The organism is Emticicia sp. (assembly GCF_043780375.1).
Lineage (GTDB): Bacteria > Bacteroidota > Bacteroidia > Cytophagales > Spirosomataceae > Emticicia.
The window spans coordinates 1-22,160 of sequence record NZ_JAYWCU010000011.1; the positions used below are offsets into that span (position 1 = coordinate 1).

At 35.3% G+C, this 22,160-nt stretch carries 20 protein-coding genes and 1 tRNA gene; 8 read left to right on the plus strand and 13 right to left on the minus strand.

Going from position 1 to position 22,160, the window contains the following annotated elements; genetic code table 11:
- Positions 1 to 448: 448 nt before the first annotated feature.
- Positions 449 to 522: transfer RNA gene (locus tag ACH2CJ_RS01130), tRNA-Ile, on the minus strand.
- Positions 523 to 697: 175 nt separating this feature from the next.
- Here ACH2CJ_RS01130 and ACH2CJ_RS01135 point away from each other — a divergent pair.
- From ACH2CJ_RS01135 to ACH2CJ_RS01155, 5 genes are all read left to right on the plus strand, one after another.
- Positions 698 to 1,930, plus strand: coding sequence for an HD domain-containing protein (locus ACH2CJ_RS01135; RefSeq protein ID WP_394990230.1), 1,233 nt, complete (start codon positions 698 to 700; stop codon positions 1,928 to 1,930).
- 155 nt (positions 1,931 to 2,085) lie between these two features.
- On the plus strand, positions 2,086 to 3,138 hold the full coding sequence (gene lpxD / locus ACH2CJ_RS01140; RefSeq protein ID WP_394990231.1) for a UDP-3-O-(3-hydroxymyristoyl)glucosamine N-acyltransferase: 1,053 nt from the start codon (positions 2,086 to 2,088) through the stop codon (positions 3,136 to 3,138).
- Positions 3,139 to 3,231: 93 nt separating this feature from the next.
- Positions 3,232 to 4,623 (plus strand): bifunctional UDP-3-O-[3-hydroxymyristoyl] N-acetylglucosamine deacetylase/3-hydroxyacyl-ACP dehydratase, encoded by a 1,392-nt coding sequence (locus ACH2CJ_RS01145; protein ID WP_394990232.1) that lies wholly within the window; start codon positions 3,232 to 3,234, stop codon positions 4,621 to 4,623.
- Positions 4,624 to 4,739: 116 nt separating this feature from the next.
- Positions 4,740 to 5,534, plus strand: a complete 795-nt coding sequence (gene lpxA / locus ACH2CJ_RS01150) for an acyl-ACP--UDP-N-acetylglucosamine O-acyltransferase (protein WP_394990233.1) — start codon at positions 4,740 to 4,742, stop codon at positions 5,532 to 5,534.
- A 32-nt stretch (positions 5,535 to 5,566) separates the two neighbouring features.
- Positions 5,567 to 6,184, plus strand: coding sequence for an ATP-binding cassette domain-containing protein (locus ACH2CJ_RS01155; protein ID WP_394990234.1), 618 nt, complete (start codon positions 5,567 to 5,569; stop codon positions 6,182 to 6,184).
- A gap of 275 nt (positions 6,185 to 6,459) precedes the next feature.
- On the opposite strand, the gene clpX is transcribed toward ACH2CJ_RS01155, so the two are convergent.
- The 12 genes from clpX to tilS form a co-directional block, all read right to left on the minus strand.
- Positions 6,460 to 7,722, minus strand: a complete 1,263-nt coding sequence (gene clpX, locus ACH2CJ_RS01160; protein ID WP_394990235.1) for an ATP-dependent Clp protease ATP-binding subunit ClpX — start codon at positions 7,720 to 7,722, stop codon at positions 6,460 to 6,462.
- Between the two features lie 146 nt (positions 7,723 to 7,868).
- The gene (locus tag ACH2CJ_RS01165; RefSeq protein ID WP_394990236.1) at positions 7,869 to 8,612 is read right to left on the minus strand and encodes an oxygenase MpaB family protein; all 744 of its coding nucleotides are present in this window, start codon (positions 8,610 to 8,612) and stop codon (positions 7,869 to 7,871) included.
- Between the two features lie 2 nt (positions 8,613 to 8,614).
- Positions 8,615 to 9,004, minus strand: a complete 390-nt coding sequence (locus tag ACH2CJ_RS01170) for a DUF2809 domain-containing protein (protein WP_394990237.1) — start codon at positions 9,002 to 9,004, stop codon at positions 8,615 to 8,617.
- Between the two features lie 50 nt (positions 9,005 to 9,054).
- Entirely contained in the window at positions 9,055 to 10,569 is a 1,515-nt protein-coding gene (locus ACH2CJ_RS01175; RefSeq protein WP_394990238.1) for a DUF4173 domain-containing protein, read from the minus strand.
- 67 nt (positions 10,570 to 10,636) lie between these two features.
- On the minus strand, positions 10,637 to 10,930 hold the full coding sequence (locus tag ACH2CJ_RS01180) for a winged helix-turn-helix domain-containing protein (protein WP_394990239.1): 294 nt from the start codon (positions 10,928 to 10,930) through the stop codon (positions 10,637 to 10,639).
- An 87-nt stretch (positions 10,931 to 11,017) separates the two neighbouring features.
- Positions 11,018 to 11,647: a hypothetical protein gene (locus ACH2CJ_RS01185; RefSeq protein ID WP_394990240.1), complete on the minus strand. Its 630-nt coding sequence runs from the start codon at positions 11,645 to 11,647 to the stop codon at positions 11,018 to 11,020.
- An 8-nt stretch (positions 11,648 to 11,655) separates the two neighbouring features.
- Positions 11,656 to 12,612, minus strand: a complete 957-nt coding sequence (locus ACH2CJ_RS01190) for a nitrilase family protein (RefSeq protein ID WP_394990241.1) — start codon at positions 12,610 to 12,612, stop codon at positions 11,656 to 11,658.
- Positions 12,613 to 12,615: 3 nt separating this feature from the next.
- A complete protein-coding gene (locus tag ACH2CJ_RS01195) occupies positions 12,616 to 12,972 on the minus strand; it encodes a diacylglycerol kinase family protein (protein WP_394990242.1) in 357 nt (118 codons plus the stop codon).
- Positions 12,947 to 13,642 (minus strand): DUF1361 domain-containing protein, encoded by a 696-nt coding sequence (locus tag ACH2CJ_RS01200; protein WP_394990243.1) that lies wholly within the window; start codon positions 13,640 to 13,642, stop codon positions 12,947 to 12,949. Before ACH2CJ_RS01200 ends, ACH2CJ_RS01195 begins: the two co-directional genes overlap by 26 nt.
- Positions 13,643 to 13,757: 115 nt before the next feature.
- Complete coding sequence (locus tag ACH2CJ_RS01205) at positions 13,758 to 14,828, minus strand: M42 family metallopeptidase (RefSeq protein ID WP_394990244.1); 1,071 nt, start codon at positions 14,826 to 14,828, stop codon at positions 13,758 to 13,760.
- A 213-nt stretch (positions 14,829 to 15,041) separates the two neighbouring features.
- Positions 15,042 to 17,357 carry a carboxypeptidase regulatory-like domain-containing protein gene (locus tag ACH2CJ_RS01210; protein WP_394990245.1) on the minus strand — a complete coding sequence of 772 codons (2,316 nt, stop codon included), beginning with the start codon at positions 17,355 to 17,357 and terminating at the stop codon, positions 15,042 to 15,044.
- 173 nt (positions 17,358 to 17,530) lie between these two features.
- Positions 17,531 to 18,889, minus strand: coding sequence for a tRNA lysidine(34) synthetase TilS (gene tilS, locus ACH2CJ_RS01215; protein ID WP_394990246.1), 1,359 nt, complete (start codon positions 18,887 to 18,889; stop codon positions 17,531 to 17,533).
- 184 nt (positions 18,890 to 19,073) lie between these two features.
- Between tilS and ACH2CJ_RS01220 the strand changes: the two genes are divergently transcribed.
- From ACH2CJ_RS01220 to ACH2CJ_RS01230, 3 genes are all read left to right on the plus strand, one after another.
- Positions 19,074 to 20,681, plus strand: a complete 1,608-nt coding sequence (locus tag ACH2CJ_RS01220) for an OstA-like protein (protein ID WP_394990247.1) — start codon at positions 19,074 to 19,076, stop codon at positions 20,679 to 20,681.
- A 177-nt stretch (positions 20,682 to 20,858) separates the two neighbouring features.
- Positions 20,859 to 21,464 (plus strand): T9SS type A sorting domain-containing protein, encoded by a 606-nt coding sequence (locus ACH2CJ_RS01225; RefSeq protein ID WP_394990248.1) that lies wholly within the window; start codon positions 20,859 to 20,861, stop codon positions 21,462 to 21,464.
- Between the two features lie 98 nt (positions 21,465 to 21,562).
- A partial coding sequence (locus ACH2CJ_RS01230; RefSeq protein ID WP_394990249.1) for an SGNH/GDSL hydrolase family protein occupies positions 21,563 to 22,160 on the plus strand: 598 nt, incomplete at its 3' end.

The following is a 22,160-nucleotide window of genomic DNA, read 5'->3' on the forward strand; positions in this document are numbered from 1 at the left end:
ACTCGACAACATTGACAAAATGATTGCCGAAAGAGGTTTCAAAAAACTATTTTTTTACCATAAAGTAGGTTTGAGCAATATGCAAATCTATATCCGAAACACCAATAAAAACAAAGATTACTTCACTTGGCAAATTGATGAAATCAAGAAATTGGTGGAAGCGTTGTAGCATTTATCTTTACTTAATTGTTCAAATATCTGTATTAATCTTTTTAATTGAGATTTTTACAGTTTTTTTTTATACTTCTACATAAATTTAAAAATTTGCCATAATATCTTTGTTCTCTTTTATCTGCACTACTAGTAAGTAAAATTCATTGTTTGTAAAAATAAATAATTTTGAAATTTTCTAAGAAATGTTTGCAAATTGTTTGCAAATGAAATTTTAAGGCAACAAAAAAGGACTTATGAATTTTCATAAGTCCTTGATAATCAATTAGTTGCTTTGTGGGCCCACTTGGAATCGAACCAAGCACCTACTGATTATGAGTCAGTTGCTCTAACCGAATGAGCTATAGGCCCTAAAAACCAAAACTTGGCTTTGTGGTGCAAAAGTAGCTATTTCTTCTCTTTCTTCAAAATTTTATCCTCATTTTTCTCTTCTTCACAACTAAAGTTTTCTTCTTTGCGTTGTTGTTAAGATAAGTATAAAAAATAAAAGGGTAATTTTGCATACTCACTCAAAGCCATTATTATAATGACCAATAAACGCAAGATATTCAACGATCCTGTTTATGGATTTGTAAGTGTTCCATCAGATTTGATTTATGATTTGATTGAGCATCCTTTTTTCCAGCGTTTACGTCGAATTAAGCAATTGGGAATGGCAGAATATGTTTACCCAGGTGCTTTACATACTCGTTTTCATCATGCACTTGGAGCAATGCACCTCATGGGTCAGGCTTTGCAAGTATTGCAAACGAAGGGTCATACAATATCAGATATTGAGTGTGAATCTGCCCAAATTGCGATTTTATTGCATGACATTGGGCATGGCCCATTTTCGCACGTACTCGAATACACCATCTTGAATGAGGTAAATCACGAACATATTTCAGCTTTATTGATGGAAAAACTCAATCAAGAATTGGGTGGATTATTAGATTTAGCAATCGAAATGTTTAACGGTACTTATCATCGAGCATTTTTCCACCAACTGATTTCGAGCCAGTTGGACATGGATAGAATGGATTACCTCAACCGTGATTGCTTTTTTACGGGCGTTGCCGAAGGTACAATTGGTGTTGACCGAATCATAAAAATGCTCAACGTTGTTGATAATCAATTAGTTGTAGAAGAAAAAGGCTTACTGAGTGTCGAAAACTTTTTGAACGCTCGACGGTTAATGTATTGGCAGGTTTATCTGCACAAAACTTCAATTTGTACCGAAGCGATGCTCATTCAGATTATTAGTCGAGCAAGAAAATTGATTAAAAACGGAGAAGATATATTTGTAACACGTCCTTTTTCAATTTTTTTGAAAGAAAATATTACTTTAACAGCCTTTCAAACTGATGATAAATATTTAGAAGCATTCACCAAATTAGACGATTATGACATTTGGGCTTGTATAAAAATATGGCAATTTCATTCTGATAAAATTCTTTCAACTATTTGTACAGATTTATTGAATCGGAATTTATACAAAATCAGAATTTCAAATTTTCCCATCGAAGATTCATTCATTCAGTCAATTACCCAATCTCTTACTGAAAAGGGCATCAAAGAAAAAGATTTAGAATATTTTCTAATCGAAGGTGATGTAAGTAATAAAGGGTATGTTGCGGGCGATGAAACAATCAATATTTTGACCAAAAACAAGAATGTAGTTGATATTGCCGATGCTTCCGATTTGCCAACCATCAAAGCATTGAGTAACATCGTGAAAAAATACTATGTATGTTGGGGCAAAAACGTATCTTTGCAATGATTTTGCGAAAAAGAAGTGTGTTTTTGTATTATTTCAATAATATTTTATATAAAGCATTCGCTCTATACTTACCAAAATAAAGTATTAGAGCGAATAGATAAAAACTAACGCAAAAAACCTAAGCAATCGTTAGCAATGCAAGGGTACTATAATTTATGAAATTCACGGTTAAGCAAATAGCACACCTACTCAATGGCGAGGTTCGAGGAGATGATTCCTTGATAATCAGTCAGTTATCAAAAATTGAAGAAGGTTCGCAAGGCGACATCTCTTTTCTCGCCAATGCTAAATATGAGTCTTTTCTCTACACAACCAATGCGACTGCAGTAATCGTCAGTCAAGGTTTTGAACCAAAGAAAAAGCTTTCTACCACCTTAATTATCGTTAAAAATGCCTATATTGCTTTTACTCAACTACTTGAAGAATATCAAAAAATATTGAATTTTTCTAAGAAAGGTATTGAACAACCAGTTTTTGTAGGAGAAAATACAACTATTGGAGAAGAAATTTATCAAGGGGCGTTTTCTTATATTGGGAAAAATTGTAAAATTGGCACAAACGTAAAGATTTACCCTCAAGTTTATATCAGTGATAATGTAAGCATTGGCGATAATACGATTTTATACGCTGGCGTAAAAGTTTACGAAAATTGTATCATTGGTAATTATTGCGTCATTCATTCGGGAGCAGTAATTGGAAGCGATGGATTTGGATTCGCTCCACAAGCCGATGGCACTTACAAGACGATTCCACAATTAGGAAATGTCATTCTGGAAAATAATGTAAGTATCGGCTCAAATTCGACAATTGATTGTGCCACAATGGGATCAACGATTATTCGTGAAGGAGCAAAAATTGATAATTTAGTTCAGATTGCACATAATGTTGAGATTGGTCAAAACACCGTTATTGCCGCTCAAACTGGCGTGGCTGGTTCGACAAAAATTGGCAAAAACTGCGTCATTGCAGGGCAAGTTGGCGTAAACGGGCACATTGCTATTGCCGATGGAACAAAGGTTGGAGGGCAAGCTGGTGTTACAAAAAGTGTCAGAAAAGAAGGCATTTCTATCAATGGAACGCCTGCTTTCGACTTAAACGATTATCTTCGTTCAATGTCGATTTTGCGTAAACTTCCTGCCCTAGAAAAACAAGTGCGAGCATTAGAAACACAAGTTGAAGAGCTTATCAATCAAGGGGTTTTGGCGTAAAATGATGGAAATATTTTCAAGTATTCTTAGCTAAATATAATCTCCGATTCAATTATATATTACACTTATCCAAGAACAAGTAAAATTATTACAATGAACGTTAAACAACATACCATTCAAAAAACAGTTTCAATTACCGGTGTAGGTTTACACACTGGCGAAAAAGTGACGATGTTGCTACAACCCGCACCTATAAATCACGGTTATAAATTCCAAAGAATTGACTTGCCAGGAAAGCCTGTTGTAGAGGCCGATGTAGATTATGTGGTTGATACTTCAAGAGGAACTGTTTTAGAAAAAAATGACGTTAGAATTCATACTACTGAACATATTTTGGCAGCTTTAGTAGGCTTGCAAGTTGATAACGTAATGATTCAGTTGGATGGTTTAGAAGTACCCATTTTGGACGGAAGTGCTATCAAATTTGTTGAAATAATTGAAGAAGCAGGTTTGGAAGAACAACATTCTTTGCGAAATTATTATGAAATAACCGAAGCCATTCATTTTCGCAACGACGACCAAAGTATCGAATTAGCTGCGTTGCCTTTAAATGATTACCGACTAACGGTAATGGTTGACTATAATTCGACGATTTTGAATAGCCAACACGCTCAATTGCACGAAATCAGTTTGTTCAAAAAAGAAATTGCATCTTGCCGTACTTTTGTGTTTCTACACGAATTAGAAGCCCTTTATAAAGCCGGACTAATTAAAGGCGGTAATATTGATAATGCCGTAGTGATTGTTGATAGAGAAGTTTCGGAAGAAGAAATTGATGATTTGTCGAAATTACTCAATAAAGAAAAAATAGAAATTGGCAAAACAGGTATCTTGAACGATATGCCTTTACGCTTTGCTAATGAGCCTGCTCGACATAAGTTATTAGATGTTATGGGCGACTTGGCACTGATTGGTCGCCCGCTAAAGGCACATATTTTGGCAGCACGTCCTGGGCATACACCTAACGTTGCTTTAGCAAAAAAAATTAAAAAACAAATGACCGATGCGGCAAAAGGGGCTCCACAATATGACCCAAATGTACCGCCAGTATATAATGTTAGTGAAATTGCAAAGCTTCTACCCCACCGTTATCCATTTGCTCTCGTAGATAAGATTGTCTATCTTGATGGACAGGCAGTAGTTGGTGTTAAAAATATCACAATGAATGAACCTCAATTTACAGGACATTTTCCAGAAAATCCTGTAATGCCGGGTGTACTTCAAATCGAAGCGATTGCTCAAACAGGTGGCGTTTTGGTATTGACTTCAACAGGAGACCCTGAGGCATTTTGGCCTTATTTGGTGGGTATTGATAATTGTCGTTTCTACCGCAATGTTTTGCCAGGCGATACTTTGATTATTAGATGTCATCTTCTTGCGGCAATCAGACTTGGCGTGGCAAAAATGCACGGCGAAGCATGGGTTGGTAAAAACCTCGTTTGTGACGTGGACATGACCGCCCGATTAGTTAGAAAAGCAAAATAATACATAAAGAGTATGAATTATGAAATATGCCTTTTAGTATTCATTCTTACGTATGAAAGCTAAAACCGCATCGACGAATCATTCATAATTCATCATTCATAATTTAATTCTTACGAATGAATCAACCGTTAGCATACATACACCCCGACGCAAAAGTTGCACAAAATGTAGTAATTGAACCATTTGCTGTTATCAACAAAGATGTTGAAATAGGAGAAGGAACATGGATAGGTTCGCACGCAATCATCATGGAAGGTGCACGAATTGGTAAAAATTGCAAAATTTTCCCAGGAGCGGTCATTTCAGCGGTTCCGCAAGACCTGAAATTTAAGGGGGAAGATACTAAAACCATTATCGGTGATAACACAACCATCAGAGAATGTGTAACCGTTAATAGAGGTACAACAGACAAATATCGCACCGAAATAGGTTCAAATTGCCTTATCATGGCATACACTCATATTGCTCATGATTGCATCATTGGCAATCATGTCATATTGGCAAACTGTGTTCAGTTAGCTGGACATATCACCATTGGCGATTTTGCGAATATTGGCGGAATGTCGGCAGTTCAACAATTTGTAAAAATTGGCAAACATACTTATATCGGTGGCTGTTCACAAATCAGAAAAGATGTACCTCCTTACATAAAAGCTGCTCGTGAGCCACTTTCTTATGCAGGAATCAACTCGGTTGGTTTGCGTAGAAGAGGAAATTCTGACGAAAAAATCAAGGAAATTCAAGATATTTATCGGTACATTTATTTAAGAGGCCTAAACAATACTGATGCTATCACTCAGGTAGAATTAGAATTTCCTGCTACACCAGAAAGAGACGAAATTTTAAATTTTATTTCAAATTCGGAACGAGGAATCATTAAAAGTCCCGTAAAAAAAGTAATTGAAGAATAAACCCCTAATCCCTGAAGGGGGACTATTTTTTGATGACAATTCAATTAGAAAATTTAGGTAAAAAGTTTCGCAAAGAATGGATTTTCAAAAATGTAAATCTGTCTTTTGAGCTAGGAAATAGCTATACTTTTGTTGGGCCAAATGGTAGCGGAAAATCTACTCTTCTGCAAGTGCTTGCTGGCGTAATGCCTTACACTGAAGGAAATATCAATTATTTGTTTGATAAGCAAGCAATTAGTATTGATGACGTTTTCAAGAAAATTGTTATTGCAGCTCCTTATCTCGAATTAGTAGAAGAATTTACGCTACAAGAGTCGGTAGAATTTCATCAAAAATTCAAACCTTTTAAAGACGGTATCTCTCCTACTCAACTTGTTGATTTATTACAACTTTCGCCGCATAAAGATAAAACTGTCAAAAACTTTTCGTCAGGAATGAAGCAACGTCTCAAATTAGGTTTAGCTTTTTATTCTGAATCTCCCATCATTTTGCTTGACGAACCCACTTCAAATCTTGATGCTGAAGGAATAACTTGGTATTTGGGGCAAATAGAGAAACATACTGCTAATCGCTTACTAATTATTTGCTCAAATCAACCAAACGAATATGCTTTTTGTAGAAATATTATTGATGTGAGAGATTTTAAGTAACTTTTTTACTCAATTGATTATTAATATTCGACATTTATATTCGATAATAGACTTGTTGCGATGGGCGTTTCGATTTAGAAAACCAAGTCATTTTTTGCTTGATTGAGGCTTAAATTTGAGTTCGTAGTGAAGCTACCGACGAAAATTTAATCGAAGAGCAATCGGACAGCCGATGCTGTAAAAAAAGGCTGTTTTTAAACGAATAATCTTCCATTGCAATAAGTCTAATAAATAACCCCGAAAACTAAACTCAGATTTCGGGGTTATTCTAATATTTAAGCTACTATTTTCAACTGATAAAATGCCGAACGTTCAAACATGTTTTGTGCATATTCGAGCGTAATAGTAAAATTCTTAATAGATTTATTTGATGGAATTTCGTACATAATGTCTGTCATGATTGCTTCACAAACCGAGCGTAAACCTCTCGCTCCGAGCTTATATTCCATTGCTTGATCAACGATAAACTCAAGCACTTCTTCCGAAAACTCAAGCACTACGTCTTCCATTGCAAAAAGCTTTTTGTATTGCTTCACCAAAGCATTTTTGGGTTCAGTCAAAATACGACGAAGTGCATCACGGTCAAGCGGATTCAGGTAAGTAAGCAATGGTAAACGCCCAATTAACTCAGGAATCAGCCCAAAAGATTTTAAATCTTGTTGAGTTACAAAACGTAACAGACTTATATCGCTCGAAAGTTCTATATTTTTCCCACCTTTTGAGAAACCAATCGGACGAGTATTCATACGTTTTCCAATGTGACGGTCGATGCCATCAAACGCTCCTCCACAGATAAAAAGAATATTTTCGGTATTGATTTGAATCAGTTTTTGCTCGGGATGCTTGCGTCCACCTTGTGGTGGTACACTCACGATTGAGCCTTCCAATAATTTCAAAAGTCCTTGTTGCACACCTTCACCACTCACATCACGGGTAATAGATGGATTATCGCCTTTACGAGCAATTTTATCAATTTCATCAATATAAACGATACCTCTCTCTGCTAATTCAACATTAAAATCGGCAGCTTGAAGCAAACGGCTCAAAATACTTTCTACATCTTCACCCACATAACCTGCTTCTGTCAATACTGTCGCATCGGCAATGGCAAATGGCACTTGCAAAACCTTAGCAATTGTGCGAGCCAAGTAAGTTTTTCCCGTTCCTGTTTCGCCAACCATGATAATATTCGATTTTTCAATCGTAACCTCATCTTCTCTTTTGGGTTGAGTTAATCGCTTATAGTGATTATAAACGGCAACACTCAACACTTTCTTTGCTTCATCTTGTCCAATAATATATTGGTCTAAATGTCCTTTAAGTTGAGCTGGAGGTCTTAAATCAAATTTAGGTAATTCTATTTTCTTCTTTTTTTCTTTTTTCTGAGGTGCTGCTCCAGCGTGAAGTTCTTGCTGCACCAATTGGAAACCTTGCTCAACACAAAAATTACATATATTTGCCTCCGTTCCTGATATTAAAAGTTCAACTTCATTTTTACGTCTGCCACAAAAAGAGCAATATGCTTGTCCAACATCCATTCGAGCCTATTATTTTGATTATTCTACAAAATTACAAAAAATGTTTGGGTTTGGAATAAAAAACTTATTGCAAACATAACAACAGAAAAACCATCTGAAATTCAAATGGCTTTTGCTACTAAACCCTAACAGAATCTGTACTTAGTTTACATATTTAAAGCAAAAATTTGTTTTTTATAATTAGATGGCAACAAAGTGGACTTCAATAATTTATCGAAACTCAATTTTCGAGCAATTTTATAAAGCCATAAAAAAGGTTTTAATAGAGAAAAGCCATTAAAATCTAATAATACTTTTACGTGTTTAGGCACGACCAATTTTTGAGCTTCGAGCAAAATAATATATCTCATCAAGCCTAAATGTTTTCTGTATTGCTTGTACAAATCAAACGTAAAAGTGCTTCTGACAAGGTTTTCTTGTAAATGTTGCTCACGAACCACCAACCAATCTTGATAGTTATTAGGCAAATCTTTTAAGTTCATTTGCATACCAACACGGTAAAATACCTCAAAAATTTCTTCTTTTTCGGCAATAGTTAACTTTCTTTCGAGCAATTCAAAGGCAGTAATAGAATAATGGATGAGCATAAAAAGCACATCACGGTACGCCCAATCTGGAATTTTCATGCCTCTATTCGCTTCTACTGCTTGATGAATAGTATTGATTTTATCAATCGCTTTTCGGGCTGATTCTTCATCTGAAAAGATAATTTGTTGGGCATAAACAACCGTAGAAAATAACCTTTCCAGAGGGTCGGCTGGCAATTTTCCTGTAAAATATAGCCAATCAACAGCTTTGTTGAGCGAAAATTCGGCAGCAGCTCCACCAAAAATAAACAAAATGGTATCGGCATTTCCCCAAATTTGACGAACTATTGAGTTCTTGATCATGATTAAAGGATTTTCTGGATTACTTGATTTTTCAATTGTTTTTCTGAAAGCATAACAAATAAAGCCCCCAAAGTGTAAGAAACTATATCTCCCCAAGCAAATGAAGTTCCCAACACAATTGCTATGATTTTGTACTGTTTCAGACCTGAATAATTCAAAAAGTCGAAAAATTGCAAGATTTCAAGGAAATAAGCAAACAAAAGACTACTCAAAACGAGTGTTAGATTACTGAATTTCAGCAGTGATTTCAACAAATAATACAAAGCAATCACCGCCAAAAAATCTCCAAAAAATGGACAAATAATGGCATCGTGAACATACATCGCAATTATTACTTCTGTTAGAAATAACAATACGAAAATGATGAAAGGTTTTTGGTTGAAGGTGATCATGTTAATATTATTCTTCTGAATTTGGTTTTTAAATCGAATACATAAATTATTTAATTTGCTTTTGGTGTAATAACTGGTACAATTGGGTTAGCTGCAATCTGAGCTTTAAGCTCTTTAATTGCAGTATCATCGGCCAAATTCCACGAACACCATGTACGGTCATTCTGATACTTAAAATATTCTTCTATTCTAACTTTTAACCTATTTTGATTGGCTTCATTGGGTAGTTTAGAACGATTTTCGTAGATAATCGGCAAAGTTTTGTCGGAAAGTGTGAGTAAATATTCATAATCCACTCCATTTCTAAAAGTATTAGCGAGGTTATAGCGGGCAATCAGCACATCCCAATTAACCAATGTCAAGCCAAGCCAAACTATAAATAAAGCCCAAGTATTTACTCGAAATATATAGAAAAACGACCTTAAATCTCTTATTTTTATCCACAAAGTGACCAAACCTATGATTGTAATTAGTAAGAAAACACCTACACCAATGCGTAAATGGGTAAGTCCGTAGAAATCAATATAATAATAGTTTCGTAGGCAAACCGATATAATTAAGACAACATTTTGCACAATCCAAGCGTAAGCTGCATATTTAAGTAATTTATTGTTTTGATAAAAGTTGAGGTCTTTGCGGAAATAATAAAGCAATATGGCAATCGACAGGAAAATACTGAAAATGAGCGTTCCAGTGCCTTCGTGTACCAATTTAGAAAGATTCCCCGCCTGCGAATAATCGAAACTAAACCAAAGAAAATTAATGTCAATGATGTTGATAATCAATAACAGGATATTCACCGAGCCAATTAGCATCAAAGCAATTTTATATTCATTGCGTTGGTAGTTTGATTCGTGCTCTGAAGCAAGTTCAGTTGGTGTGATATGTTCGTTTCTTGCAAAAAACTTTGAAAGGTTTTTCGAGATTCCCCAATCGAATACAATGCTGAACACCAGATAAGTACCAAAAAGAAAAAAGATAATTCTGCCCAAAGTTTCTTCATCGAAAGATAGACTAAATAAATCGGAGAAATATTGCCATGAATTACTAACTAATTCATTAAAAACTGGGTTTGCATTAAAGAAAATCAAGAAAAATACCCCAAAAACCAACATCGGGACAATAGCCAAAAATAAGTTTTTGGCTATGAATTTTGCAAATTTATTCTCTCCAAACACCGACTCCGAAGAACGTTGTAGATGCTTAGGGGCTTCAATGATTGTACCAAAAAAATTGATGAAATATTGCAGTGCAGCCTCTAAAAGTGTTTTCGAGCGATTCTCTTGCATAAAACCAATCATCAGGAAAAACGAAGCTAAATGCCCCAACTGACTCACGACCGAATTATGCACAACCACCATCACTCCCGACACTAAAGTAAGTACGAACGATACTTGCACATTACGTTTACGTATGCTCTCTGGAAACAAAAAGAAAGCTAAGATAAACATAACTAAGCTACTAAATATCAGTAGATTAACTCCAAAGTTTTCTTTCCAAAAGATAGCATTGAAAAGTAATGGCAGCACAATGAGGATTGCGAGTTGAATTGTTCGTTTTTTCATGTTGGTTATTATTTTAATTTATTAAAAAGAACTTTGTAATACAAAGTAAAAATGCAAAAAAATATAATTATCCTCCTTTTATAAACTTTTCAAGCTCATTGAGATGCTGTTCAAATGCTTTCTTCCCTTCATCAGTTACACTATAAACTGTACTTGGTTTTCGACCAATAAATTCTTTCTTGAAATCAATATAATTTGCCTCCTCCAAAGCTCGCAAATGCGTAGCTAAGTTGCCATCAGTCATTGACAAAAGGTCTTTCAAAACAATGAAACTTACCTCGTCATTGACCATCAGCACCGACATAATACCAAGTCGAGCTTTGCTTTCAAACGCTTTATTGAAGTTTTGTAATATTTGCATAATTGGCTACGGGCGGCGTTCCGCTTGGCTTTTTGCAGTTAGCTATTAGCTTTTTAAAGTATTGATAATCAATTATTTATGCACATTTTAACTTTCATTTGGATTTGTTTGACGGTCATATTTATAGTACATCACAGTACCGTAAACAATATGTAAAACTCCAAAACCAATTGCCCAAAAAATGAGGTTATATTTTGCTAAAAACAAAGAGATTATTCCCAAAAGTATTTCCACAATTCCTAAATAGAAAATATCGTGCATGGTATATTTACTTGCACTGACCAATGCCACGCCATAAAAAACAAGTGTGGCTGGAAAACACAACCAAAAAAAGCCATGATAGAGCATTCCCAAACAAAAGCCCCCTCCTGCTCCTAATGGAATCATGAGGTTGAGTAATAATAATTTGGAGGTTTTATTCCAAACATTTAATCCTTGTTTTCGAGCTTTTCTGACAGTAAATAATATGCCAAACAAAAAAGCAAATGCCAAGACAATTAAGGCTCCAATGACTAATTGAGGCACCATTTCATGCCTGATTTCTGGATTATTTAATACACTTGAGCCATCGACATGAAGTTTGGCATAAGCATACCAAGCCCCCAGCAAAGCACATACTCCAGCCGAAATACCCGAAAGTCCACTCAAGGAAAGGAATTTCGAGGAGCGTTCCATCAAGGAGCGAATTTCTTTGAGATGTTCGAGATGTTCGTTCATTTTGTAAATTATAGGTTTTCGTTGGACATCCAAACAACTTTTTGTTCAGAAATATTATCCTTTACTAAAATATCTTTGTATAGCTCTGTTCGACGTGCTTTTTTGTAGCGATACCCACCCGCTTGCTGAAGTTTATCCGCCGTACAAACGGCTATGGCAATGTCATTTCCAAGATTTCGACATTCGGCAATTATATCACCAAAAGGATCAATTATCATCGAACAACCATTTTTAAGTTGGTCATCATCCATGCCAATTGGATTAGAAAAAATCGCATAAATAGCATTGTCGTAAGCTCTGGCTGGTAGCCATTTCATCAGCCAAGCACGTCCTTTTAAGCCATCAAATTCTATTCTCAAAGATGTTGGGTCTTGCTCCCGATTTTCCCATAATTTTGGGTCAACAAAACCTGCTCCTGGTCGCGTTGAAGGCGTACACATGGTTACGTGGGGCATAAAAATGATGTCTGCTCCCAACAAATTGGTTGCTCTTACATTCTCAATAATATTATTATCATAGCAAATCAAAATGCCACATTTCCAACCGAGTAAGTCAAAAATCACATATTCATTGCCCGGTGTAAGGTGTGGATTGATGAAAGGATGTAGTTTTCGGTATTTTGCTACTAAGCCATTTTTATCAACACATACATAGGCCTTATATAATTTTTCATCAATGTCCTTTTCAAATAAACCTGCCAAAACAACAATATTGTTGGCTCGTGCAATGTCAGTTAAATGCTGAATACTTGGCCCTTCGGGAATATATTCGGCAACTTCTAACATCTGTTCTTTAGACAAATGACGAGCAAATGTATAACCCGTAATTGAGCATTCATGAAACGCAATGACATCTGCTCCTTGTTGGGCCGCCTTGGAAGATAATTGGCTAATCATTTCAAGATTATAGCTTTTATCACCACTTTTATTTTCGAATTGTGCCGTAGCAATCTTCAAATCTTTCATTTCTTAAATGCTTAAAATTTTTGGCAAAATTATAATAATTCCAACAATTACCGCAACCACCGAAACAATCAAAACTGCTGCTGCAGCCAAATCTTTTACTTTCCCGATGAGTGTTTGATGCTCAGGCGAAACAAAATCACAGAGTTTTTCGATGGCTGTATTAAATGCTTCGGCGGTAAAAACTAAACCGATTTGTATGATAACAATTGTCCATTCATTGCCTGACAGTTTTACGTAAAATCCTATTAATAAGACAATTAAGGTTGCTAATAAATGAAATTTGGAATTATTTTCTTCCATCAAAAAACCTAATCCTCGGATGGCATGCTGAAAGCTACGCAACATTTTTAACACTTGCATGACGATTTGGAATTAAGATAATCATCGATATATATAGCACCATTACGACCAGCGTAAAAACCATTGTTGTTTGCATCGCCAAAGGATTTTGTAGTTCTTGCAACGATTTACGTAATAAATAGAAAGGATTAGTAAATAAATCCCAACTATTGAAGCGTACAAACCGCCCTAAGTATAATCCAAAGCCCGAAAGAATAATACTTATTGAAACTATTACCCATGCTATTATACTGGTAGTCAAGCAGTTAAGCACCTGATGAGCTATATAAAGTGAATAAAGTCCGGTTGCCATTCCTGCCAAAGCAGCAATAAAAAAACCAACAGTATCGAACCACAAGATTTGACTATTGTATTCTCCTAAGTGAATCAAATCAGTAATAATATAGGGTGAATTTGGAAAAAATAAAAGCCAGAATGCTAAAGTTGAGTAGATGAGTATTTCTTTAAATTTAGTAATTTCTGAGGTTGATGAAGTTAATCTTCTCGCTACAAGTGCAAAAAATAAAGGCATCCACGCCAAAAAAAGATTCCAAAGTAAAAATAATCCTTGTACTTGTTGAGTTTCTACTGCCCTGATAATTAGTAAGATGCAGCAAAGAAGCGTTAGTAAAACTAAACTTAATGTTGCTCGACTGATTGTGAAACTTATACTGATTTTATTAGATGTCATTATATTCAAAAAGAACTTTGTAACACAAAGTTACTTTATATAAAAAATATTCCCAAGTGTTTTTGGAAATATTTTTTTATGTTCTAAAATGGCGAATATTATACGCCTCTACAATTTATTTCATATATCTAAAATCTTGCCCAGCTTCTAACTTCAGCAAAACCTCATAATACATATCAATACAGGCATTAATATCGTCTTTATGACACATTTCTACTGTAGTGTGCATATATTTTTGTGGCAACGAAATCAATGCTGACGCAACACCTTCGGCCGAGTAGGCAAACGAATCGGTGTCTGTTCCAGTCGAACGACTTGCCGCTGCCCTTTGGAATGGGATACTTTTTTCGTTGGCTACATCAATAATAAAATTTAATAAATTATTATGAACCGCCGGGCCGTAAGTTAAAACTGGGCCTTTGCCACAAGACAAATCTCCGTCAGTTTTTTTGTTATACATCGGCGATTGTGTATCATGAATAACATCACAACAAATGGCAACATCAGGTTTTAATCTACGAGAAATCATTTCCGAACCACGCAAGCCAATTTCTTCCTGCACCGCATTGACCACATAAAGTGTAAATGGTAAAGTGACATTGTTTTCTTTCAGTCTGCGGGCAACTTCTGCCACAATATAACCTCCCATGCGATTGTCTAAGGCACGTCCAACATAGAATTTGCTGTTCAATTCCATCAAAGTATCTTCAAAAGTAATGACACAACCAACATGAATGCCCATTTCTTCTACTTCGGTTTTTTTGGCAGCACCTACGTCAATAAAGATATTTTTTAGGGTTGGTTTTTCTTCGGTAGCGGCTTCACGAACGTGAATAGCAGGCCAACCAAAAATACCTTTCACAATGCCTTTACGGGTATGAATATTTACTCTTTTTGATGGAGCAATTTGATGGTCAGAACCACCATTACGGCGTACATAAATATACCCATCTTCGGTAATATAGTTAACAAACCAAGAAATTTCGTCCGAATGAGCTTCAATAACTACTTTATATGGCTGTCCTGGATTTATCACCCCAACAGCTGTGCCATAGACATCAATTATTTGTTCGTCGATATAAGGTTTAATATAGTCTAACCAAATTTGTTGCCCAGGTGCCTCAAAGCCAGTTGGAGAGGCATTATTTAAGTATTTGTACAGGAATTCGATATTTTTGTCTGCCATTTTCTTCTATATTGAATATTTTTTTTCTTTTTCTTGATTTTTCTTCAAAAGTAATCTTATCGCATGAAAAAACCTTAGAGTTTTTATAAAACTATGAGGTTTGTCAAACAAAAAAGCATCGCTCAATGTGGCGATGCTTTTCTTGAATAATAAACCCTAACCCTAAACTATGAAAAAAAACTAATCTTTATCTGTTTAAAATAGTACCGACTACTACTTGTTCAAAGTCACAGCCGATATTGCTAAAATCTTAAACTCAGTACGGCGATTGGCTTGATGTTGTAATTCTGTACAGGCAGTGCTATCATCACAATTATTCAACAATTCGCTTTCTCCATAACCTTTTGCTTCAATTCTTGTTAATCCTACACCTCGAGCTATCAAATAATCTACTACGGCTCTTGCTCTATTTTCTGATAATTTAGCATTAAACATATCATTTGAGCGACTATCTGTATGTGAGCGAACTTCGATTCGCATATCAGGATATTTTTTTAATAAAGGCACTAACTTGGTTTCTAATTCTTTAGCGGCATCGGGTCTAATAAAAAATTGACCGTAATCGTAATAAATATTGTCTAAGCGAAAAATATCACCTTGACCCACCAAACCCAGGTTCTGTTCAACGGTTTTCGGTCCTTTTCTGGTTTGTTTTACTTTTCCCAAATTTTCAGTATTCACTGCATATCGGTCTTTGCTTGCCGATACCGAATATTCACCTTCTTTTTTAGTTTGAAATTCATACTTTCCGTCAGCTCCAGTAACAACCTGTTGTGTTGAACCATCTTTTCCATTTTGAAGCGTTACGGTTGCTCCATTAATTGGTTGTTGATTTACTTCCGAAACAATCATACCTTTTACAAGTGGTGCTTTTGATTTTTGCAAATACATCGTAATCGAGGTCTTGTTTTTCAACGAAGTAGCAAAAGTTCCATAACCAATGCTATTTGCTTCGTAGCCTTCTTTCAATGTTTTGAACTCAAAATCTGTTCCAGTTTCTAAGCAAACTGTAACTTTTCCGTCCGAGGCTGTTACAAATAACTCTTTATTAACCTCATTTTTCAGTAATCGTACATCGACATTTTCCAAGGGTTGCTTTGTTTCTGCATCATAAACCAATACGTTCAACTGACGGCAACCATGACGAAAAGAATAAATATTGTCATCACCAAAACCACGTTTACGATTTGAACTAAAAAAACCACTCGAACGACGACTATCAGTTATGAAGCCAAAATCATCTTTTTCTGAGTTAATAGGTGCTCCTAAGTTCTGAATATCGCTCAACGGAATACCCTCTCTCATTTCTACATAAAAAACATCCAATCCGCCTAACCCTTCATGTCCGTCGGAAGAAAAATACATATTCCCATTTTCATCCATAAAAGGAAACATTTCGTTTCCTTCGGTGTTTATTTCTCTGCCTAAATTGACAGGCGAACTCCATTCACCATCACGGTATTCTACTACATAAATATCAGTTCCACCGAAACCACCGGGCATATCCGACACAAAATAAAGTTTTGTATCATCAGGCGAAAGAGCAGGGTGTCCACACGAATAATCATCATTATTGAAAGGCAATTCTTTAATATTTCCCCAACTTTTACCATTTTCAAATGCCATATAGAGTTTCAATTTATTCACTCCATCAGAGCCAGTTCTACTTTTACCTTTATTGTGATTGTTTCTGGTAAAAACCAATTTTTTGTAGTCCTTAAAAAACGTTACAGGGCCTTCGTGGTATTTGGTATTAAGGGTTTTGCTAAACTGCTCAATTTTAGATAAAGGTATATCTTCAGTTGCTATGGCTTCTATTTTTTCGGAACTATTGAAAGTGTTATTACCGCCGCCTACACCTCCTGTTAGTTTCATAGCAATAATATTATCTTTTCTTAGTTCTGAGGTATCAGGAAACATAAATAAATCAAGAAACGGTGTTTGGTTTTGCATGAATACTCGCTTTATTGCCCCTCCTTCTTCTCTCGATGAAACAAACACTAAACCATTTTTATAATACATCGGACTAAAATCTGACTGCCGAGAGTTCAGAGCATACAAATAATCGACTTTGTAGGTAGATGAATCTTGGTAAAAACGTCCATTATCCATATAAGCAACCGTAAATTTTCTGCCTCTCATATCGGTCGTTTGCTCTTGACCATAGCGACTATACATCTTCTGTGACTCTTTATATTTTCCATTATTAGCTAAGGCTTGGGCGTAATATAAATAGATTTCGCTTTCAGCTTCTTTGCTAAAAAGTTCGATTATTTCGGCATAGATTCTCTCAGCATTTCGAGAATCTTGTACTTTTCGATAACTGTAACCCACCTTAATTAAAGCCTCTTTCATTTCGGAAGTTCCTGTCTTGGCGGTACGCAAATAATCTTCATAATTACGAATTGCTTCGATATAACTCATATTATCGAAATTGCGATTGGCAACCATTAATCTACCACTTTGAGCGAATATTAATTGGGTTATCAGGATAAATAATGCCAATAATCCAAAACTGTATTTTTTCATGGATAAAGCATTTTAAATGTTAAAGATAAATGGGTATAATTCACTGCACGATTCGGATATCTACTATAAATATCAATAACCGTACCAAAGAAGTTTTTTGGACAAAAAAAAATGATTAGAAGTGGGTGTTTTAGATTAAAAAAGAATATTTAATGTGAAATTACAGATAATTTTCAAGAAATAATTTCAACTTTAAATACTCGCTTAGTCACCTCAGTAATTTTAAATCTATCATCAGCTCGATGACCAACTACCCACAAAACATTATCCATTGAAGTAAGTAAAAATATGACTTTTTTAAGATTTATAGAAATCTTTTTATCAATCAAAAAGTCTGAAATCTTCTTTCGTCCTTTCATTCCAAGGGGAATAAACCAATCGCCTTCATGCCAAGTACGGAGTATCAAAGGAAAGGTAATTTTATCATAATCTACGAAAAGAGTTGTGCTGTTTTGGGTAAAATTTGCTTCAAAATCTGCAATTTCAACTACAGAAAATCTTAGATTTTTTCCTTCAAAAATCACCTCATGCAAGCCCTCCCAACTCTCTCCAACAGGATGGCATATTTCCTTTTGCTCTCGTTCTCTGAGCGTAACCGAAGGGCGAGTTATTATCAAATCCTCTCTATCTTTTAAGAGTGTATGTGTTGAAGAATGAAAAACTTTCCCTGAAAGCCCATCGAGTGAATGATAAATTTCTTTCGATTGAAAATAATTAAAGCCAAAATCTTTCAACAATTCTTCCAAAAAATAAGCCGCCGACTCGTAATATTTGATATGGGCAATTTTCAAGAAAACCACTTCATTTTCTTCATGCATCACTGTATTTTTGAACGAGTTTAGGTTTTTACGAAAATCTACCTCGACAGATTGCAAACGTTCCAAATTTCGGGCAAAAGTTTCATCAAAATTGGGATTGATTTTTTTTAACAATGGTACAACCTGATGTCGCATTAAATTTCGTTGGTAATCATCCGAAACATTAGAGCTATCTTCTCGCCAAACTATTTGATTATCATCCACATAGCTATCAATTTGCCCTCGTGAAGCAAATAAAAGTGGACGAATAATGAAACCTCTTTTGGGTAAAATCCCCCGTAAACCAGCAATTCCAGTACCTTTTGTGAGGTTTAAAAGTACAGTTTCAATGCTGTCATTGAGGTGATGAGCAGTAGCAATATAAGCATAACCAAATTCTTGCCTGATTTTCCCAAACCATTCGTAACGTAGCGTACGAGCAGCCATTTGCGTAGAAACATTATTTTCTTTGACAAATTTCTTAGTTTCAAACCTTGTCGAATGAAAATCAATTCCATTGCTACTACATAATTCCTCTACAAACTTTTCATCTCCGTCAGAATCTTCACCTCTTAGCTGAAAATTGCAATGGGCTACAGCGAAACCAATATTCGCCCTACAAAAGAGGTTAAACATCATAACCGAATCTTTCCCTCCACTGACTGTCAGCAGAATTTTATCTGTCGGGTCGAATAATTTTTGCTCGTTAATATATGTTAAGAAGGCATGAAGCATCAAAGCAATTGCGTAATTTTGCGAACAAATTTAGAAGTTTCCAGCGAAGATGATTGAAAATATTAAAAAAACATTAGCACAACCAACAGCCCCGCCCCTGCCCCGCCCCAGTGAAGAGGGTTTCAAAATGCTATATCTTTTTATAAAAAAAAATCGTAAATATAGAAAAATCACCTCTATCGGGGTGGGTCGGCAGCTATGGCTGGTGCTTTTGTTGTTTTGTTCCCTAACGACGTTCGCACAAAAACCTTTAAATCCACCACCTCCAAAAGTACCTAATTCACGTATAAATCTCTTGAGTGCCGATAGCTTATTGGGCGTTAATCAAAATCCTGTGGTTACTCGCCAGTTTATTGGAAATGTTTCTTTTTCGCATCGTGGAGCAATTTTGTTTTGTCAAATTGCTACTCAAAATGAAGCAAATAATACACTCGAAGCCTATGGAAAAGTAAGAATCGTACAAGGAGATACTCTTACGATTACGGGAGATACACTCTATTATGACGGAAACACTCGTTTTGCTCGAGTTTTGGGTAAAAAAGTGGTACTAACAGACAAAAAAGTTACGCTCACTACCCGTGTTGTGGAATATGACATTCAACGAAATCGTGCTTATTACCCTGTTCGTGGCGTAATCGTGCAAGATTCAAGCACTTTGAAGAGTGAAAAAGGCTATTATAATACCCGAAGCAAGATTTTTAATTACAAAGAAAACGTCGAAATAATAAATCCAAAATATACCATTACTTCAGACAGTTTGCAATACAATGCCCGTACAAAAATTGCTGTTTTTAAAGCACCAACCCTTATAAAAAGCAAAGATGGCGACATAATAGCCAATGCAGGAAGCACTTATAATACCGAAACACAACAATCGAACTTTAAGGGTCGCTCAAAAATTGTAAATGAAGAGTACACACTAATTGGCGACACGCTCAATTTCGACCAAAAAACCGAATCGGGAATTGCCAAAGGAAATGTTGAATTAGTTTCAAAAAAAGACAAAATAGTTTTGAATGGAGATATCGGTATTCGAGATGGAAAAACTGGTTTGACCAAAATTTTGGGTAATGCCCTCATGCGTAATACTGCCGAGCTAGATACTTTGTATTTGAGTGCCGATACGCTTTATGCCTACGAGGCTATTGATACTTTAAAGACCAAAGTAGCAAAAAAAGATACGGCAAAAAAAGAGAATAAAATGGAAAAACTGATAGCTTTTGGTCATGTAAAAGTCTATCGTTCGGATATGCAAAGTCGGTGTGATTCGTTGCTTTACGACTTAAAAGATTCGGTTATTCACTTTTTTACGAAACCTATTCTTTGGAGTACCCAAAATCAATCCGAAGCAGATACAATTCACGTATATATGAAAAACAAGCGGGTAAATCGAATGTATATGATAAACCAAGGGTTTGTTATTGCAAAAGATACCTCTCATAATTTCAACCAAATAAAAGGGCGAAATATTTCGGTTTTGTTCAATAAAGAGACTCGCATCGAACAAGTTATTGTGGAAGGCAACGGCGAAAGTATCTATTATGCCTTAGATGGAGAAAATAGATTAATTGGCGTAAATCGAGTTGAGTGTAGCAAAATGAATATGCGATTTAAGGAAAATCAGGTAAATAAAATAACATTTATTGGTAAGCCCGACTCTAAACTTGTACCGCCAAATGAGTTAACAAACGACACAAATCAGTTGGAGGGTTTTAATTGGCGAGAAAAAGAAAAACCTACTAAAGCAGAAGTGCTTGGCTTGAAGTTTGCACCAAAGAAAGCAGGTATTTAATGCCTAAGTTTATTTAAAAATAGAACCTAACGAAAAAAGTTTATTTTCATTGCAACCTTTTAATCAAAAAAATAGTCTTAATAATATAAAAACATTTGGATTTTAATTTATTTCTCGTATGTTTGTTGTACCCCTAATAATATACGTGCAAAAACTATAAAAATTATTTATTTAATTATGGTAAAAAGTTTACAAAAATACTTATCAGTACTGATTGGAATTGCACTCGTATCCAACGTTGCCTTCGCCCAAGTGGAGAAGGGCAAGTCTCGTTTGGATATTGGTAAAAAGCCAACTACTACGAATAAAGCACCTCTTCAGAAATTAGCTTTTGTAAGCAAACCAATGCCTACCGAAGTGAAATTGAATAAGCCTTCGGTGGTAAATCAGTATTTTAGAAATGCCTTGTTGAACGGTTCATCGAAACTGGTTGTTGCGAAAGCCACAAATAGTGAAATTCCTACTAATTTTGATAAAAGTGTAGGTGATAATACTAACAATGAAAAACTTTATTCAAGTGAGAAACTGACGGTTTCAAACATTTATCCAAATCCTGCCAATGATTTTGCAAATATTGACTATGTGATTACTGGAAACGTAAATGAAGCAAGAATGTCGTTTTATAACTTACTTGGAAACGAAGTTGCTAACTACGAATTAGACAAAAATGACCGGAAATTGAAAATTCAAACAACTACTTGGGATTCGGGCGTTTATTTATATCAATTGGTTGTGGATGGTAAGAAAATAGTTACAAAGAAACTTTTGGTAAGACATAACTGAATTTTTTAGTAAGAAAATATATAATCGCATAAATACTTGTTTATCAAGAATTTATGCGATTTTTTTGTTCATAAAACACATTATTCCCCTAATCTAAAATGAAAAAACTATTATTATTAGTCTCCTTATTCTTTCTAAGCAGTTCATACAAACACAAAGAAATTACCTGGGTTGCCATTGGCGATTCTATCACGTATTTGAATGAACACCCAAACGAAACAGGAAACAGAATTACGAAAGGCTATATGACAAGAGTTGTGGAGAAGCTACCCAATATTCATTACATTAATCAAGGGCATAATGGTTGGACATCGGGTGGAATAGCCGATAAAATTGAAACTTTGGGACTCACCTCTGCCGATGTTTACTCTGTTTTTCTTGGAACAAACGATTGGTGGCAAGGAAGACAAATCGGTCAAATGTCTGATTATCAGGAAAATACGGGTAGCAAAACTTTGTATGGCTCTTACCGCATCATTATCGACAAAATAAGAAGTTTGAATAAAAATGCTAAAATTATTTTAATCACGCCTATGCAGCGAGTTGATTTTGTTTATATCAACAATCTAAAAAACAATGCTTATGGTTCGTATAAAGAGAAAAAAGGGCAGTTTTTAGCACAATTCGCCGAAGCCATCAAGAAAATTGGCAAAAAGGAACATTGTAAAGTGATTGACCTTTACAATAAAAGCGGCA